Source organism: Acidithrix sp. C25, from assembly GCF_904848545.2.
The window spans coordinates 1,334,066-1,351,828 of sequence record NZ_CAJHCI020000002.1 but is presented as its reverse complement, the minus strand read 5'-3'; the positions used below and the strand labels follow the sequence as shown (position 1 = coordinate 1,351,828).

At 46.5% G+C, this 17,763-nt stretch carries 12 protein-coding genes and 2 pseudogenes; 2 read left to right on the top strand and 12 right to left on the bottom strand.

The genetic code is table 11. The features are described 5' to 3' along the window. From ACIDITHRIX25_RS99070 to ACIDITHRIX25_RS99030, 9 genes and pseudogenes are all read right to left on the bottom strand, one after another. Window positions 1–544: pseudogene (locus ACIDITHRIX25_RS99070) on the bottom strand (IS1634 family transposase); the annotation flags it as partial. Further along, complete coding sequence (locus ACIDITHRIX25_RS99065; protein ID WP_349632168.1) at window positions 501–1,055, bottom strand: hypothetical protein; 555 nt, start codon at window positions 1,053–1,055, stop codon at window positions 501–503. The gene ACIDITHRIX25_RS99065 and the pseudogene ACIDITHRIX25_RS99070, both read right to left, overlap by 44 nt. Further along, entirely contained in the window at window positions 1,052–1,993 is a 942-nt protein-coding gene (locus ACIDITHRIX25_RS99060; RefSeq protein ID WP_249685762.1) for an IS1634 family transposase N-terminal domain-related protein, read from the bottom strand. Before ACIDITHRIX25_RS99060 ends, ACIDITHRIX25_RS99065 begins: the two co-directional genes overlap by 4 nt. A 120-nt stretch (window positions 1,994–2,113) precedes the next feature. Continuing rightward, the gene (locus ACIDITHRIX25_RS99055; RefSeq protein ID WP_201733571.1) at window positions 2,114–2,446 is read right to left on the bottom strand and encodes a hypothetical protein; all 333 of its coding nucleotides are present in this window, start codon (window positions 2,444–2,446) and stop codon (window positions 2,114–2,116) included. A gap of 2 nt (window positions 2,447–2,448) precedes the next feature. After that, window positions 2,449–2,826, bottom strand: a complete 378-nt coding sequence (locus ACIDITHRIX25_RS99050; RefSeq protein ID WP_201733570.1) for a hypothetical protein — start codon at window positions 2,824–2,826, stop codon at window positions 2,449–2,451. After that, window positions 2,823–3,386 (bottom strand): annotated as a pseudogene (locus ACIDITHRIX25_RS99045) (IS607 family transposase). The gene ACIDITHRIX25_RS99050 and the pseudogene ACIDITHRIX25_RS99045 overlap by 4 nt, the downstream one beginning before the upstream one ends. A gap of 280 nt (window positions 3,387–3,666) precedes the next feature. Then, window positions 3,667–4,692, bottom strand: a complete 1,026-nt coding sequence (locus ACIDITHRIX25_RS99040; RefSeq protein WP_201731809.1) for an IS630 family transposase — start codon at window positions 4,690–4,692, stop codon at window positions 3,667–3,669. Window positions 4,693–4,995: 303 nt separating this feature from the next. Continuing rightward, complete coding sequence (locus tag ACIDITHRIX25_RS99035; RefSeq protein ID WP_213333461.1) at window positions 4,996–8,544, bottom strand: putative bifunctional diguanylate cyclase/phosphodiesterase; 3,549 nt, start codon at window positions 8,542–8,544, stop codon at window positions 4,996–4,998. 574 nt (window positions 8,545–9,118) lie between these two features. Further along, a complete protein-coding gene (locus ACIDITHRIX25_RS99030) occupies window positions 9,119–10,174 on the bottom strand; it encodes a hypothetical protein (RefSeq protein ID WP_201733568.1) in 1,056 nt (351 codons plus the stop codon). Window positions 10,175–10,659: 485 nt separating this feature from the next. Here ACIDITHRIX25_RS99030 and ACIDITHRIX25_RS99025 point away from each other — a divergent pair, with 485 nt between their 5' ends. After that, entirely contained in the window at window positions 10,660–11,175 is a 516-nt protein-coding gene (locus ACIDITHRIX25_RS99025) for an NfeD family protein (RefSeq protein ID WP_201733567.1), read from the top strand. Beyond that, window positions 11,159–12,100: an SPFH domain-containing protein gene (locus ACIDITHRIX25_RS99020; protein WP_201733566.1), complete on the top strand. Its 942-nt coding sequence runs from the start codon at window positions 11,159–11,161 to the stop codon at window positions 12,098–12,100. Before ACIDITHRIX25_RS99025 ends, ACIDITHRIX25_RS99020 begins: the two co-directional genes overlap by 17 nt. A 152-nt stretch (window positions 12,101–12,252) precedes the next feature. On the opposite strand, the gene ACIDITHRIX25_RS99015 is transcribed toward ACIDITHRIX25_RS99020, so the two are convergent. From ACIDITHRIX25_RS99015 to ACIDITHRIX25_RS99005, 3 genes are all read right to left on the bottom strand, one after another. Continuing rightward, window positions 12,253–14,490 (bottom strand): MMPL family transporter, encoded by a 2,238-nt coding sequence (locus tag ACIDITHRIX25_RS99015; protein WP_201733565.1) that lies wholly within the window; start codon window positions 14,488–14,490, stop codon window positions 12,253–12,255. 199 nt (window positions 14,491–14,689) lie between these two features. Further along, complete coding sequence (locus tag ACIDITHRIX25_RS99010) at window positions 14,690–15,865, bottom strand: MarP family serine protease (protein WP_201733564.1); 1,176 nt, start codon at window positions 15,863–15,865, stop codon at window positions 14,690–14,692. Between the two features lie 150 nt (window positions 15,866–16,015). Beyond that, a complete protein-coding gene (locus tag ACIDITHRIX25_RS99005) occupies window positions 16,016–17,716 on the bottom strand; it encodes an EAL domain-containing protein (RefSeq protein ID WP_201733563.1) in 1,701 nt (566 codons plus the stop codon). Between the last annotated feature and the right edge of the window lie 47 nt (window positions 17,717–17,763).

The window sequence follows — 17,763 nt, the reverse complement described above, 5'->3', positions numbered from 1 at the left end:
ATCTTCTCTTATCGTTATTTTGCCTCAAGGTCAGCTCAATAGCACTAAGGAGGTGATAGGCAAGTACTGAGATGAAGAGGTGAGCAGCAGTTCGGCTAGCTAGTTGATGATAGACCGGTCGAAGTCCAAGATCACTCTTGAGGGATCTAAAGGCATCTTCTACTTTAGTGAGAGTCGTATAGATATTCCAGATCTCACCTGCATCTAGCTCGCTATGGCTGGTGTCTATGACGTAGGCTCCTTGGAGATTATCATCTTTGGCTTTAGTGGGTTTTTCTGTAATAGTGAGATTGATTACTTTGTCAAAGCGTCTCTTTTTGATGATCTTGCCATGGTCTTGATGATATTCAAGGGATATCTCGTATTTGGAAGCAATACTTGGGTACTTGGCCTTGATGCGTCCGATACGCTCTGAGACAACTGTGGTCTTAGATATAGAACCCTTTGTGATTGAGGTATTCAACGAAGTGATATCTACTAAGAATCTCTCGTTAGCTTGACTAGAGATCGCTGATTCCTTCTTGGATCTCCCAAAGAACGACACAACACCACGGTTGTGGTGTTGTTGTTGGAGGAAGAGGAGGAGATGGAGGTGGAGAGGAAGAGGAGGAGATGGAGGTGGCGTTAGTATCAGTGTCGGTGCTGTCGCTGATATTGTTGCCGGTGGCACCATTACGGATATATTCGTCAGTGTCGGTGCTACTGTCGCTCTTGATGATTTTGGTGTCGTTGCTGCTGTTGCTGATACTGTTGCTAGTGTTGCCGGAGGTGGTGTAACTGTTATTGTCGTCAGTGCCGGTGTCTTCTTCTAGCGTTTGCACTTGTCCTTGTACTTGTGTTTTCACTTGTCCTTGTGGCTTTTGTGGTTCCACTTGGAGCTTTTTCACCAGTACTGGGGATCCTTGGGCATCGTAGATCTCGGTGAAGCCTTCCATCTCCATGAAATGGCTTCGATAGAGACTCTTTTTGTTAGCTCTCTCAATTACTACGTAGTTGAGATTGCGCTTAATAAGAAGTTCTAGGTTTGCCTTGGTAGCAATTCCCCTATCCATCACAATGGTAGGAACAACATCCCCAAAGAGAGATCCATCCGATAGAGACTCCAAGGCATCAAGTACGCTAATGAGAGTTCTAGGCTCAGAGGTATTGCCCTCATGTATCTCTGAGTAGATGGGTAGTCCCTGTGATCAACAAGTAGTGCCAGAGAAACTAATGTGCAATCAAAACGCTTCTCTTTGGAATGTCCATGTTTAGCTAGGGAGTTCCCCCTAGTAGAACCTTCGAAGTAGGTGTTAGTTAGATCAAAGAGAAAGAGCCTGGTATTCGTCCTAAAGAGATCAGAGCTAGCTCTATAGAGTGCTGGCTCTATGACGCCTTTAGCGTCATAGAGCTTATCTGCAATTGCATAGACCTTATCCTTGTGAAACTTAGAGAGATCGATACCACATATCTCAGGTAATGAAGAGTTGGAGTTGATATACGAATACGTCTTTCGATCAGATCCAGGATGAATAAGACGAGCTATTATCGTTGCCTTGGCAATACCAAGGGATTCACCCGATAGACCTGCACTCTCTAGGATCTTATCGAAGCTAAGAGCTTCATAGAACGAGTTTCCTATGAGTTCTGGACCGATACTTCTACTATTGATAGTCTTAGCACTAGAGAGATCCACCATCTCAAGGTCAGCCTCAGTAGCTCTTGTTTCTTTAGCGGCTGCAACTTCGGAACGAATTGCATACTTAGTGATTGCTAGATCGACGTATCTGGCAATAATAGGATCTGATTCAAAGAGTGAGGTTACTCCAGAGAGTCTCTGGGCAATTGCATTGGCCAGAGCTGGCCACAATGACTTATCCAGGTCCAGTTCGGTCAAGGTCATTACTATACGTTGACGGGGACCTTTTTCACAGCGGTAGGACTCAACGAGTTGGTACTTACTGTAGCTAACGCCGGTCTTTTTATTAACTGTTGGAGTTTCACGGATAAACACAACAAGACAATAGCACCATGTCAGAGCTAATGCAAGTCATAATCAAAACTACTCAAAAATTAGGACACTACATTCGCGACCCAAAAAGACCTAATACCCATCTACCAGGAAATCTATAAATCACCCAAGCCGAAAATCCTCAAAAATCAACTCAAAGGGGCCAATTGGGGCGATTTTTCGGGAATTCTGCGAAAGATGGGTTAGGGCAGTTGTGTAGTTGGCGTTACCACTTGCTATATCGAAACTCGAAAAGTTGTAAAAGCTCTTGTTATTTTTGGTGGTGATGGCACTCGGTGTTACGAAGACTGAGGAGTTACTCATTGCCAGAGAATTTGGAATTGTGGTAGCAATTGGGATTATTGCTGGCGCAGTTGAAGACTGAATCACATCTCGATTGACCTGATAGATCGCCACTTCACCCGTGGATACGTTTTGCGAAGCGGAGGTATTCAAAGTTACCCCGAGATGACTACCGTCTGGAGATATTGCGATGTCGGTTGGAGTTCCGCTAGGAAGATGGTAGTGTTGGAAATCGTGGGAGGATTCGAGGTCAAGCTAATTGTCTCGATCTCATATCCATTAGGGCCACTGGTGACTACGTACAGCACCTTGCCGTCAGGAGATGCGGCAACGATCAAAGTGAACCTTCTCGCCGGTATCGTCACATAGCTGCAAAATAGTACGCTGACTGACTCTAGTGCATCTCGGTATTGCTCGAAATCTCCGGTGAGCGATACTTTCCTTGTTGGGTTACCTTCGTCAAGAAGAACTTTACACACAGTTAGTTCGGACACTTTCTGAGCCTGTGCTTTTGTCCGCATTACTGCGATCATGAGCACACCGCATCAATAGCAGGCTGAGCTTTGTTAGTAGCCGAACTGCGACCGTAGAGGCGGACACAGAGAGACGTGAGCAGTTCCGTGACGTCGCGCACTAGATCGTCATCTACCTCGGCTGGGTCTACCACAACCAATTTCCTGGACTGAGCCTCAAGTGCAGCCTCTATATATTCAGCTCCAAACCGGCAGAAGCGGTCTCTGTGCTGTAGCAAAATTGTGTCTACAGTGGGGTCTTTAAGTAACGACAGAAACTTTCGCCTATGTCTGCGAAGGGCCGAACCAACTTCTGTGACTACGCGATCTGTTGAGTACCCCTGCTCTGTAGCCCAGGTAAGAACTCTGGCAACCTGAGGATCTAGGTCTGATTTTTGATCTACAGAAGACACTCGTGCATATATGACGGCAGACTTAGATACGGACGGTTGAGACTCTAGATCTCCCACAATATGGGTTGCCCTACTTTAGCGCAGGGACAGGCAGAGTACGGCACGATACCACTTATATGCCGTTTGAGGATGTATACCTTGGGACAGTGCCCACTCACGTAAGTTCATTACATATCGTTATAGAACATCTTTGTGCCAACTGTTACAACCCCGTCACCACACATCAAGGCAATCTTTGCTCGAAATACCTGATTTGCAGGTGCGGTAGTCTTTCTAATCACCGATTCAAGGTATTTGCGATCATTCTCATCGATTACTAATCCAATTGGTCGGAGCTTATTCCTATGTCCTTTTCTTATCGAGCTCTATCGCTCATAAGGTAAAACAAAGGCACAAATCATTAATTCCGCATACTACAAGGAAATTACCAAAAGAGACACTATAGAGCTCACACTCTGACTTGCTCCTTGAAATCAAGCAAAGAGTATGGGAATGTCGTCGTGTTGAGATAGTCGACTAATTCCTTTGTGACTGGTTCAATCTTGGGAATGAAGCGATTGTGGGTTACAGCAGAGCGCCCTTGCTTCCAAACGTGTTCCTGGGGATTGAGTTGCGGAGAATACGGAGGGAAATGGACTGCTTCGATGTGATGCTCCCTAATTGCCTCTTGAGCGACGCTCCCTCTGTGCCATCCTGCCCCATCCCATATAAGCAGAATCTTCTCTCTTGGGTAGATCTTGCGGATCGCCAGCAGTATGGCCGCTGTTTCATGCATAGTCTGGCGCTCTGTTGCAAATGCATGCTCCTTGCCTGTCTTGAGGTTCAAAAACCCATAGATGCTCCGGTTCATTCTGGTTCCATTGGTCTCAATTACAGCTGGTGTGGTTCCTTTCGGTATCCACACTTTCTGAGTAGTTGTCGCCTGAGTGAGAACCATCTCGTCTTCACAGAGAATCACCGTATCTGGATCAGAGAATGCCTCTTTCAGACGTTCTTGCTGCTCGTCTTTCCATTCAGCTACCGCTTGTGGATCAGCCTTCTCGTACTGTTTGCCCGGCAGATGGAAGCTGAACTTACTTTCCCGAAACAGAACGTAATAGCTAGTCCTAGAGGCATAGAGAACACCGTATCTGCGCTTGAGTACTGTAGCCAGGATCCGTGTTGACCAAAACGGGGAACTGCTATAGCCGTGGTCATTGGGAGTTGTAGTCGTGAGCATGATTGCCACTTCATCTCTTTGAGACTTTGAGAGAAGTACCGGAGCGTTGTTATGGCGCTTGTCCTTGAATGCCTCAGTGCCAATGCTGCGGAATGACCGTCGAATTCGCTGTACATGCTTGACAGAGAGGCCTGTCCTGTTGAGGGGACTCCCATCTTCAAGGGTGAGAACTGCCAGCGCCCGCTTATATTCGTCGATGTTTTCAGTCTTCGCCATGAATGCTTCAATAGTGGCGAGTTCCTCGGGTGTAAGCATGTCATGAGAAGATTAACACACTTTACAAGAAATTAAAAGGGCTCATTGGAGCATTTCAGAGTGTTATGCGAATAGATGAGAGCCAAAACCCAAGAAAATTCAAACAAGACACAAAGAAACGACGATGCCACGGCAACCAAATAGTTAAAACAAATAGCCTTACTTTGACATAGAGGGGAGTTAGACGTCTAGCGCACGAGCCCTATTCGATATAGAAACAGGCGACTGAAGTGATAGTCTCGCAATTAATAATTTAATCGCTATCCCATTAATAATTTAGACGATAGAGACAATTGATGAGCTTTAGCCTGTCCTGTTTGCCGAGATTGCCTTTATTGCTCGAGCAAGTAATACGATCCTATCGCGAACTTCGCCTTCCAGTTCGTCTATATACGCCCTTGAAAGATTTGACTTTGCATCTTGAAGGTAGATATGAAGTCGACCATGTGCCATATTTGCACTATTGAACTCATCGAGGAGCCCCCATTTTTCAAAACGTCGATCGAACCAATCCCCTAGCCCACATGAGGCATCTGTGGAACTTAGGAATCGACTATTGGTATGAAAGTGCTGAAAGTGCAAGAAGTGGCCTATCAGCTCAAAGTCTTCCACTGGTAAAGCCACATCCAAATTGGGTTTTATTGGTTGATTTCGTATAATCGAAATGCTTTCGCCAAGGTCTCTTGGTCTACCATATAGATATCCTTGAGCAAACTTACCGCCAAGGGTCACCCAGAGTTCTTCTTGGGCTCGGCTTTCAATTCCTTCTAAAACGACCCTTGCGTTCGCGAGTCGCCCAAGCATCAATAAAGAGCTAAATACAGCATAGGTATTTGGATCATTATCAGCCTCTAAGAGGAAAGACCTGTCTATCTTAATCTCATCCACAGTCAACTTAGCAATCGAAGAAAGAGAGGTAAATCCACTGCCAAAATCGTCCATGGAGATCCTAAATCCACTGCCCTTAAGTGCTGAGATTCTAAGACGAGCTTCTTCAAAATCCTCAATTGCTACATCTTCAGTTATCTCGATTACGAAGGATCTGCTCCTGGAAGATAGGGGCTCTAAGTCATTCTCAAAGTCCGAACCAAGAAAGTGCGACGGTGAAAAATTCAACGAGAGATCCACTGCCTCTAGCCCTTGACGATCCAAGATCTCTCGCGCGGATCTGGCTCTTTTGATCAGATACCTGCCAACACTTCGAGCTAAAACGGGATTGTTTTTAAGCTCTCCAATGACTACCGAGGTCTCAAAGCTTCCCCAGCGAAGTAGCATCTCTAACCCACAAACATCTCCCGTAGAAATTTGGACCTTAGGTTGATATTTGAAGCTAACTACACCTTTTTCAATCGCATCAGGCAACTTTTCACGAACTGAGTTCCGCACACCTACGCTACGAGCGACTTCACCACCATAGAACTTAAATTGATCTCCACCTCCTGATTTGGCTGCATATAGAGCTTCGTCTGCTTTAGCTAAGAGGGAGTCGAAAGAAGCGTCATCCAAAGGTGCAAAAGCCCATCCAAAGCTACCCGTAACGCTCAGTTCAAACGTGCTATCACGGATCAAGTCACTAATTCGATCTACAAAACTTGAAATCTCGCTTACATCTTGGATTCGAAGGCAAAAGCCAAACTCATCACCACCCAAACGAGCAACGATTTCGCTACTGCGAGATGCTTCCAAAATCTTCTGACTCAAGACTTTTAGATATCGATCCCCAGCCTGATGGCCAAAAGAGTCATTCAAATCCTTAAAGCCATCAAGATCCAAAATTCCAATGGCAATAATCTCATCTTTTCTATTTTCAAGCGCAATCGCGCATTGGTACTCAAAAGCAGCTCGATTGCCGATACCAGTCAAAAAGTCCATACTAGCTAAGGTGCTCAGACGGGATCGCTCTTGGTTGAGACTCACTTTGAGATCGATCTCACCAAATCCATGCTCAATCATCATCGCTACCGTCTTTATCATCTGTACAACGGAGTCAGATAGAGCCTCAAGCTGATTAGAGGTAACAATCAAGACTCCAAATGCGCGACCGTCCCGCCGAACAGGAGCGGCTACCGCCGAAATCCATCCATTTGAGTGCAGAAGCTTATGCCAATGGGCCAGATCGACATCCCTATGGTTACGATCGCAGACTTGAACCGAATCCCCGAAGGCCAACTTGGCCAAAACTGATCTCTTTTTTTCTAACTCAAACGCGACTAACAACCGATCAAATTCATCCACTGCGATTCCACTGGCTGCCACGGTTCTTAGGGTTCGCAACTTCCTATCCCTCTTTAGAAAGATTCCGGTGCTAAAAACTCCCTTGGAGACAAGCGCTTTGCAGAGTGGGTCCAACAACTCTTCCTCGGTCAGCGCAGAAACAAGCACTCCTGCACTTTCGAGCAAAGTCTCATTTAGCTCGGCCAGCCAGCGAGAAGTCTCCTTTGCAAGGTTCGCACGGGCTTGGGTGACGGAGCTCTCTTGAATATTGACGAACTCACCGATCAAGTGATCGTCGACTAGATTGTCTTCTTCGTCATATGCAAGTAGTGCCATAACTCCGATTCCATATTCATCTTTTACAATGGGAACTCGAATCAAAGTTGAATGCTCGAAGTTGGCCATAATGGCTGGTCTAAGGGACATAGATGCACTTCCGGCAACTGGCACCCCTGGGGTTACTACTACTTTCCTCGTAATAAGCGACTCAACAAGGGGGTATCTAAGTTCATCTCCAGCCCCGAAGGTCATCGTCCAGCCATCAAGGATCATTTGAGTCTCTGGATCAACAAATCCGTATGCGACCCTAAGGGTACTGTCCTCGTCATGACGAAGAAAGATCGCAGCTCCTGCAACCACTTCGTCTTGAACCAACGCTTGTGTCGCCTCTTTGATAATCTCAATTTCATTTACTGATTCAGAAAATAAGATCTTTGCACGTATAGATTTGGCGGACTCCAAACGTCGATTGCGAACCATGACAGCTCTCGCCTGAAAGATTCGGTCCAGTTCTTTACCCAGTGCATCAACTATTGGACTAATTCCTCCAGGAATAACTGAATTTGCATGAAGCGATATCGCGATCGCTCCAGTCCGAGCCTGTGAAATCCTAAATGGGAAGTAGATCCTACCTTGGCGGATATCAGAATCTATTCTTGGATGGCTCGAATCATAAGCCTCCAGAAACTGGGTCTCATCGACATATTGCCAGCCCGGTGATTGCACCACTACATCACCGCGACGGATCGAATCAAACGCCCCAACCATTAGATCTTGTGAGTCGAAAAGAGCACTTGAGGAAAGTGAACACTCATGACCGCCACTAGCAACTCGGGTGACCCGATCGTCAAAGCCCGTGCTAATTGTTCCATATGCCACAAATATTGTTACGCGATGAGCATCCAAATATTTTGTGACACAATTAGCCAAAGAGTCGAAAAGACTCTGCTCTGACAGGGCGCAAAACGAATCAAAGTCTCTCGATATCTGGATAAATAAGTTATACAATCCGTCACAATAGGCGGTTTCAGCTCGAATTATCTCCAAGTGAGCCTCTCTGAACTCTACCTCATGGAGATCGATCGCGCGTAACCAACGATCTTTTGGAATCCGGTTTTGATTCCCTAAAAAAGAACGAAGTCGATCCAGGAGCTTCTCATGATTTACAAAGTCACCTAAAAGCTGCTGTCCATCCAAATAAATACCATAAAGACGAAGACGATCCTCTAGCTCGCTTTCGATCAGGGGATGTGCCTTCTCATCGCAACCACCTTCTAGCTCAACAAGATGGATATAGACGGATCGGACGAATCGGTTCACGATGGAGTTCACCGATTGATCTAGGGGAACTTCGGTCATGTCAAGTACCTGTTGGAGTAAAAAATCCGTAATTGTCTTTGTTGGCGAATCGATATTCGTCAAATTATCATTGGAGTCGATAGGAATCTCCCCCTGTTAAAAAATTATGCTAAAAGCCGATAATTATTCTCGTCTCAATAGAAATTTGAAATCAATATTTCGAAATTTAAAGAGGCCATAATCCATGAGCAAATAACTCTTTAATCAGACTATCACTATTCAATCAAAGATGAGGAATATCACCCAAAGAGATAAAAATTACATGACAAATAGAACGATAAAGCCATCTCGATCACACTGATCACGTTGATCACCGTGATCACGTTGAATCAACCACTAATTACAACCCACTAGTCTTAAACCGCTACTCCTAAACCCATCAACCATAGGCAGAGCTGCAAGATCCAAGACTAATTACTAAATGGCTATGGGGCATGCAAGAGCCCATCTCATAAGCAATCTTGAGCAAAAAGACAATCGGCTTCATTGTTTATTAAATACCTACAGATGTGGCGAGGGTACAATTGGCCAATCTATCAAATAAATGGGCAAAAAGTTGAACGCTATCTCAGGATCAACGAAGAAATACTGCAATAAAGTCGCGCCAAAAGCCATTTAAATAATGCGAAGGTGGGTAATGCATAGCAGCTAGCAAGTTACTTCCCGATGTGCCACGAAGAGGGGAGTAGGAATAGGATGCAAAATTTACCCAATAGGGATTCATGTCAAGTTGCATTCCTCGAACCGCTCCAGCCCAAACCAGTACATTACCAAGAGCCGCCGGGGACAGTCCAGGTCCACCAACCCATATCAAAGCTCCATTTGCGGTTATCCCAAGTCCACTCCGCCAGGTATATAAAAGATTACCTAAAGAAAACCCCCATGTTACAAGCGGATCATAGGTAGCACTTGGCAGGACGGCGCCACCTGAGACTAGAGGAATCAGGTTCTGTCGAACCGCATAGACATTAGGCGACATCGAAACGTCCACGCCCCAAGCCCCAATATCAACAGTTCCATTGCGGAAATTTACGACCGAAGCCGCTCCGTTTACTAGCGGTTGGCCATATTTTCCGCCCTGGTACCAACCTCCCTCAGATTGGTTGAATAAGAATCCCCCTTCAAATGCCGCAATCAGTGAAGGTTGGAGTGACGGAGGTATTGCTCCCTGATTTGGCCAGCTACCGCCTGGCTGAGATGTTCCAGCATAGAGTGACAATCTTGCATAATCTTGATTTATCCATGCAACCGCCACCTGTGGAGCCCCAGCATAAGGAGTGACATAGGTGGCAAAGGTGGCATAGCCTGGGCCAGCGTTGGTACCAATAGGCGACCACGTACCTTCAGCGCTAGATGCTCCGGGTACAATTGGCTTGAGATTCAGGGGGGAATACCAAATCTGGGGATAGGATCCCAAAGTAACGCCATGAGCATTCCATAACGCTAGGGGTCGCGGAATAAAGCCATTATGTGTAGAGACTCTGGGAAACTTGACTTTGGAGCTCGCATAAGCGGCTTTTGGAGCCGACATCATTCCGAATAATAAAAACAGGAGAAGCAGAACTCTGCCAAGGTACCTTATCGACCCGTTTCGAGGTTGAGACCTTCTCTCTAACCTCCACTTTTCCAATAAACCTACAAAGCTAGCTACAGAACTGATTCTCTTCAATCTAACGTGCACTCATAATAAAAACTGGGGCATCAAATGCCAACTATTAATATCGCCAATTAGGTAAACAAGTTTATTAGTAGTCCAGGACATAGGTGAGCTCCTGGATCTTCCTATTATCAAATTCGGTTACCCTATCAAAAAATTGGCTCACCTAGACACTACTATCCGTACTTTCATTTGGCACACGGGGCCGAGGACCGGGAGTCATTTTCCCACGCAGATGAGCCTTAATGCAACTACCTCTAGCAGCACCTTGGTCCCAAAAGAGCCACCATAACATAGGTGGGATCCCTATGATCGAATTAGCTCAACCCGCCACAGTGGCGCCCTTCAATCTAGGAACCTTCAATGGCTAATAAATTTGAAAACATTAGATCAAGAGTGATCCATATAGCCATGAAATATGCAATAGAGTTAGGGTTGATAGATCAGCGAGGTTTACGATGATCGTAGTTCCACTTATTTTACTAGCATTTATCGTTCTCATTATCGCAGTTGGACTGCACCTAGGACCGCATTCATCGGTCGGGGCTGGCATTGCCTCAATTGTCTTTGCCGCGGTGACGATACTATCGATTGCCACCAGCACATCGTCGATCTCGATCATCATCTACATTGCCATCTTTGTAATCGCCCTAGGCACCACGGCCTTGGGCATCAAAGGAATTCTGTCCAAGCCCAAAGGCGCCATCGATATCATCCATATGAACCTTTGGGGAAAAACAGGTCTGGCCACAACCGATCTCAATCCTACGGGAACGGTCTCGGTCCAAGGAGAAAGTTGGAGCGCTATCGCCATGGGAGAGGCAATCGAAAAGGGCTCAAAGATCTTTGTGGTCGAAGCCGACCAAATTCACCTAAAAGTAGCGCTGGATCCCCTAGAACTAGCTCCCTTCGTCGATGAATCGCGCCTCGACCCAACTCAAAACAACAAGGGGAATAATGAAAACAATAATTGAAATCGTCGTAGGCGTGGTGCTGCTAGGAGTTATCGTTAGAACTTTATTTTCGACCTTCAAAATAACCAGGGACTACCAGAGACTGGTCGTTTTTCGTTTAGGGAAGTCAAGCGGAGCTAAAGGTCCGGGCTTGATAATGATAAATCCAATTACGGATCGTATCTCTTTAGTGGATCTTCGTGAACAGTTTCTCGAGATCCCACATCAAACTGCCATAACAAAAGATAACGCTCCGATCTCAATCGACTTCATAATGTTTTATCGGGTCTTTGATCCGGTTACCTCTGTAGTAAACATCAGAGACTTCTCCGGGGCTGCGTTAAATATCGCAGCAACGACCTTGAGAAGCGTGGTAGGAGATATGGCCCTTGACGACGTCCTATCCAAAAGGGAGGCAATGAATACCTCACTAAGAGTCAAATTAGACGAAGTCACCGAACGATGGGGTGTGAAGGTAACCAACGTTGAAGTACGAGAGATAAACCCGCCACCGGCAGTTCAAGAGGCTATGACGAGACAAATGTCAGCCGAGCGGACTAGGCGTGCTGTGGTCACTGAATCCGAAGGTAAAAAGCAGGCCGCCATCACGGTTGCAGAGGGTCAAAAACAGGCCGACGTACTATCGGCTGAAGGCGCCCAACAGGCTGCAATCCTCACAGCTGAGGCGGAACGTCAATCGGCAGTGCTACGTGCCGAGGGACTTGCAAGCGCGCTCTCTGTCATTGGTGAAATCGCCAAAGGCACTGATCCAAACACAATACTGCTCCAATATCTAGGCGCACTCAAAGAACTTGCAAATTCACCATCGACCAAGATCTTATTTCCTATGGAACTTACCAATCTTTTATCTGGAGTTAGAGATATCGTAGAACGCCAATCGCCAGGCAACTCTAACACCCTGCGAATCACAAAAGATGCCGTCTAAATATTCATTTGAAGTATCCGTGGAAACCCATCCACGGATACTTCAAATACCATAAAGAGATAGCACTCTTACCACAGCCCCAGCAAGTAAGGCGAAATCAGTGAGCCACGTCGATACTTGCCTAAATCAAAAACGATTCCTCATAGGCCAAACTAGCGCGATCGATCAGTGAACTTTGCGGTTGGATTCCACCAGTTTGCATCTCCCATCACACGGATAATTGCTGGAACTAAAATTCCGCGGACCAACGTCGCATCCAAAACGACAGCGCCACCTGTTCCCACTCCAAAGACTTGAAGAAAGCTCAGTGACGAACTTCCAAAAGAAAAAAACGTCACCGATAGAATCAATGCCGCAGTTGTGATTATCCCTCCCGTATGAGACATGCCGTTGATAACCGCACTTATAGTATCTAGACCTTGGTCGTGGCCCTCTTTGATTCGAGAGAGCAGAAATACCTCGTAATCTATTGAAAGACCGAAACTTAGACAAAACATTAAAACCAAGAGTTGAGTCGGTAGAGGCTGAGGTGTGAAACCTAAGAAGCGCAAGGCATGGCCCTCCTGAAAGACCCAAACCACAAAACCAAAGCTAGCTGCAATGCTGAGACCATCAAGAACGAGAGCTTTCAAAGGCAGAACAAAGCTCCGCGTAAATAAAAATAGCAGGATAAACGTACCCAATGAAATAAGAGCGATAGCTAGTGGAAGAGATCTAGCAATAGAGCTGTTTTGGTCGATCAAGGTCGCGGTAAAACCTGAAATATAGGATCTGCCAGCACCTGGCACCAGCGTTGCTTGCACCTTGTGGACAATGCTCTGAGCTTGGGGCGAAAGATCGTTTGGGGCAAACGAAACGTCTAACAACGATGCATTGAAATTGACCATTGGGCCATGAGATGATGCATTGGCACGATTAGATCCAGGGATAAGAGTACCATTTTGATAGATCCCCACTTGGCACAAGACTTGGCTTACCCCAGCTATCTCGCTGAGTTGCTTGGCATAGCTTTCGTCGCTACTTGAAGATAGGGCCGTGGAGGTCACAACATTTATAAAATTATTTTCATTGAATGGAAAGTCCGTAGCCAAAATCTTTGAAAATTGTCGGGCTGAAGCATTGATAGGAAGGGAATTCTGATCAGGAGTTCCAAAGTGAATGTTCATCAATGGTAAGGCTGCGATGAGAAGAACTCCTACGACAGGCACTCCGGAGCGGAAAGGTCTCGAGGTAACCACAGTCGAAAGTCTTCGCCAAGCATGAGATTCGCCTTCGAGATTGATTGCCTTTGCAAAGAGTGCCAAAGAGTTCACTCTCTCTCCCAGAAGGACTAAGACACTGGGTAAAAGCAGCAAAGCCGCTAGCGCAGAGAGAAAGACTACAGCTATCCCCGCAAAGCCAAAACTTCGAATAAAGTAGACGGGAAAGGTGATCAAAACAGCCAGCGAAACCGCTACCGTAAGGGCTGAAAAAAATATAGTTCGCCCCGCGGTCTCAATCGTACGTTCGATCGCTTCCAAAGCGTCATAGCCCAGAGCGAGTTCCTCTCTGAAGCGGCTTACCACTAAAAGCGAGTAGTCGATGGAAAGTCCAAGCCCCAGTGCAGTAGTCATGTTGAGCGCAAAGATACTTACGTGAGTAGTACGAGCTAAGAAATAGAGGACGGCTAAGGTCATTGGGATCGAGGCCAACCCCAACATCGCAGGAAGAAGTGCTGCAACCACACTGCCAAAGGCTACTAGCAGTAACAGAAATGTTATTGGAATAGCGATGGTTTCGGCTTTTTTCAAATCCGAGGTGGTCTGATTGGTTATCTCATTTCCAATCTGACTAAATCCACCGACTATGACTGAGACGTCGGAGTAAGAGGCGTTAGGACCTCTCGGTAAAATCTCCTTGACTATGGAAGCGGTAGTTGCCGAATAACCCATAGAAGTCTTACCTTTTACGGTTATTAAGATCAACCCTTCACTTTTATTACTCGAGACCAGGCCAGACCCACCTGGTCCGATAAAGCTCTCTATTGCAGAAATAGACGAGTTAGAGCGAAGCTTCGACAAGATCTCTGATGCTGACCTCATAGAACTTTTAGATGTAATAGCTCCGTTCTTTGCCCGAATAACAAACCCCAGATTAGATGGCTGACCAAATTCCTTGGCAAGAAGGTTACTGGCAACTTGTGAAGGTGCATTTGCTGGTACATAGCCACCTGATCGCAGATATCTTGAGGCATGCAAACCAAAAAAACCAAAGACGCCCAGAAGACAAACCCATGTGAATATGACCCGGAGCGGATGTGCAATTACAATTCGCTTTAGCCACCTATACAATATAAAATCCCATCGCGAGGGACGATTCTTCTCGGGAGTTATCCCAAAAAGCCAAACCATAGCGCTCACCATGCACTACTTGTTCATCTCGGAAGGAATACATGGATCTTTATCTTATTCACCTTGATCCATGGTCGCTCGAGATGCCCGAAAGCTTTGCCAAGATCAAAATATGGTTAAAAGATAAAGTCTGACAATATCTTTGCATAGCTGCTGCTAAATGAGACTTTGAATCTCCAATCCCATGGGCAAGTTAGCTCTATGCGGCACACGCGCCAGTGCTAACTGCAGAGGTGGAATTAGCCGCCTTGGCAATCGATTGAGATACGGCTGGCATAGCGAGTGCGAATCCCACATCTGGATTAGTAGTCGACCTAGAAAATACGACCCCAATAACTTGGCCTTTAAGATTGACGATAGGTCCCCCAGAGTTACCTGGGCGCACAATCGCCTCAAGCTCATAGACCAGTCGATCGGTGATGGATTGGTTGTAGATATCTCGACCCTGGGCTGTAAAGGCATCCATTACGCCCGCACTGGAGGTTGTAAGTGGCCCACCACCCGGATAGCCAAGAACTACGCCCTGTTCACCTCGAGCGGCCACTGAAGTTGCAATCGGCAAAGAAGCATCTGCCAATCCCGTAGTCCGCAATATTGCAATGTCAAGTTTTGGATTAAAATAGACCACCGAGGCTGGGTGCTGACCAAAAGCGTCCATAATCGTAATTCCATGGGTTCCAGCCACTACGTGCGCATTAGTTACAACTTCGTTACTAGCAATCACGAAGCCAGATCCCTCTTGAATCTGGCCGCATCCTATCCCTTCGATCTTGACGACCGACTTCTCCACGGCGGCGGTCACAGAATTTATCTGACCTTGACTTGGGAGAGCTACGGGTCCGGCAACAGCTGGCGGAAGCGCCGCAAAGACAGACGGGAAACCCGCCGAGTCGACAAAACCTTGAATTCTAGTAAAAAGGCTCGGAGCCGGAGGCATCACGCCCGTAATACCCTTTACAATTCTTGAACCAGCAACTTGGGCAGATAGACCTGCTAGTGGTATGTTTACCGCAATTGCAGACGTTACCCAAACAACAAGTAAAGTTGCAACTACAGCGACCCCACCACCAATGGCCGAGTCAACACCGCCCAAATGAAAACGACTCAAATTTTTCGAAGCTATATTCCCTAGATGACGACCAAAGCCACCAACGATCGATGCAAATCCAAAGAGAATTAAAAGTAAAACGACAGTACGCAAAAAGCTAGATGAAATCAACCCAGCCACGCGAGGTGCTATTAGTGCTCCCAGAAAGAGACCGATCCAAAATCCACCATACGAACCTAGCTGAACTGCCGCACCAAGTTGCCCACCACGAATAGCGGCATAGCCAACGCCGATCAGAATAATTAGGTCAATCCAATTGAAACCCATTACTGTCGAAATAATCCAAATTTGGGACAAGAACAACTGCGTACCTTAAGGCGATCCTAGCGCGAAACACGCTTCTTTGATTTTATGTCTTATTTAGCGATTTCGTCAGTGCAATTACCTAAGAGATAGTAGTCATGCACCTAAAAGCCATCATAAACCTTCATGGCTGGCAGATAAGAGCTCCAACTGGGTATCGATCTGCTCCTTTTCAACTGGCTGTCCAATATGATAGCCCTGAACCTTATCGATCTCCAACGCACGCATGATTCGAATCTGTTCCGCGCGCTCAACACCGATACCAACAACCTCCGCATCAAGGCTATGGGCGAGCTTTACCAATCCGCCCATGACACGGTAGGAGCGTTCGTTTTCTCCAAGTGACAGAACAAGCGATCTATCAATTTTGACTTGGCTGACCGGATATCGCGAAAAGATTCCGAGCGCAGAAATACCTGCCCCAAATTCGTCAACGCTCAAAGAGACTCCATATTCGCTCAACCTCTCAATCGACGCGTGGCTACGAGACTTTGGATCAAGGTCAAGCGCTCCAAGTTCGATAAAGATGCGATCCTTGGCGATAGTGACATTATCTAGCTGTGAAATAAGTGCTTCGACGACGTCGGGCTCGTCTAACTCGTCACCAGACAGATTGATCCCCATGGTCAGCAGCTGATCTGGATAGAGTTGAGACCATGAAGTCAATGCAGACAGAGCTGCAGCTCCTACCTGGGTACCCAGCCTCGGAAGTCGACCGATCTCTTTTGCAACTGGTATAAATTCGATCGGCGAAATCAGCCCCCGCTCAGGATGGTGCATCCTTACCAGTGCTTCGACGCCACAGATTCTTCGGTGTGCTAAAGAAATAATGGGCTGAAATAGGACAACGAGCTCTGATGAGTCGATAGCACGTCGCACAATATTTTCAAAACTTCTCCGATCCGTTGCGCTCGAGGAGCGGAGGTCGCTGTAATACTCCACCTTGCTCGCGCCGCGCGCCTTGGCCCTATCGCGAGCCGCCATGGCCTGAGACAAAAGATCTTGCCCGCTAAAGTCTGAATTAGTCACGATGGTAACCCCAACACAAGCGGTCACGACCACTTCTTCGCCATCTGGAGCAACCACAGGCGTATCCAAAATTGACCTTAGCGTCCGGGTGACCATCTCCACCTGCGCGACCTCAGTTATGCCTATGCACAAAAGACCGAAGCGGTCCTTCTCGATATGCACAAGAGGAAACACTCCTCCAAGTGCATCTTCAAATCGATGCGCCACAACCCCTAATACTGAATTCGAGCCACTCACACCGAGTGCGCTTTGAATTATGGCGAACCGGTCTATGTCAATTACAAGAAGGGCCAAACCGCCGACTTCAACGCCAACAACAGATTGAATTCGCTCATATTCATAAAAGAGATAGTCCAGTCCGTACAACCCGGTAACACTTTGAATCTCAAACGAAACCATTGGTTGAGCGTCTCTTGGACCCAAAAGATCATCTTGGTCTTGCAGCAATGCTATATCAATCATAATTTGAAGTTCCTCGTCGGTTTGGCTCCTACCTGCGACTCGGAGCACCATCTCTCGATATTCACTAGAAGCATCCAATAGGCGAATAGAGATTTCACCTAAAACACCACTCGACCAAAAGTCATCGACCACCTGAGCATATAAAAATTGGTCCTCGGGGTGAATTAGCGATATGAAATTAACCATCTCTAGATCACTTTGGCCATAACCTGTAATCGAAGTTATCTCAGGGGTACAGGAGGCAACCATCCCTGATGAAAAGGAGATTATAAGGCGTGTCCATGCCATCCCGACCTCAGAATTCAGATAAGATACGCTCGTCAAGCACACACCGCCCTTATGAATTTAGTTAACACGCCCGAAGCAACTTC

Excerpts from the sequence above, each read along its gene's own strand:
- ACIDITHRIX25_RS99050 (WP_201733570.1), bottom strand. The coding sequence starts at position 2,826 with ATGATCGCAGTAATGCGGACAAAAGCACAGGCTCAGAAAGTGTCCGAA.
- ACIDITHRIX25_RS99040 (WP_201731809.1), bottom strand. The coding sequence starts at position 4,692 with ATGCTTACACCCGAGGAACTCGCCACTATTGAAGCATTCATGGCGAAG.
- ACIDITHRIX25_RS99035 (WP_213333461.1), bottom strand. The coding sequence starts at position 8,544 with ATGACCGAAGTTCCCCTAGATCAATCGGTGAACTCCATCGTGAACCGA.
- ACIDITHRIX25_RS99025 (WP_201733567.1), top strand. The coding sequence starts at position 10,660 with ATGATCGTAGTTCCACTTATTTTACTAGCATTTATCGTTCTCATTATC.
- ACIDITHRIX25_RS99020 (WP_201733566.1), top strand. The coding sequence starts at position 11,159 with ATGAAAACAATAATTGAAATCGTCGTAGGCGTGGTGCTGCTAGGAGTT.
- ACIDITHRIX25_RS99015 (WP_201733565.1), bottom strand. The coding sequence starts at position 14,490 with ATGGTTTGGCTTTTTGGGATAACTCCCGAGAAGAATCGTCCCTCGCGA.
- ACIDITHRIX25_RS99010 (WP_201733564.1), bottom strand. The coding sequence starts at position 15,865 with ATGGGTTTCAATTGGATTGACCTAATTATTCTGATCGGCGTTGGCTAT.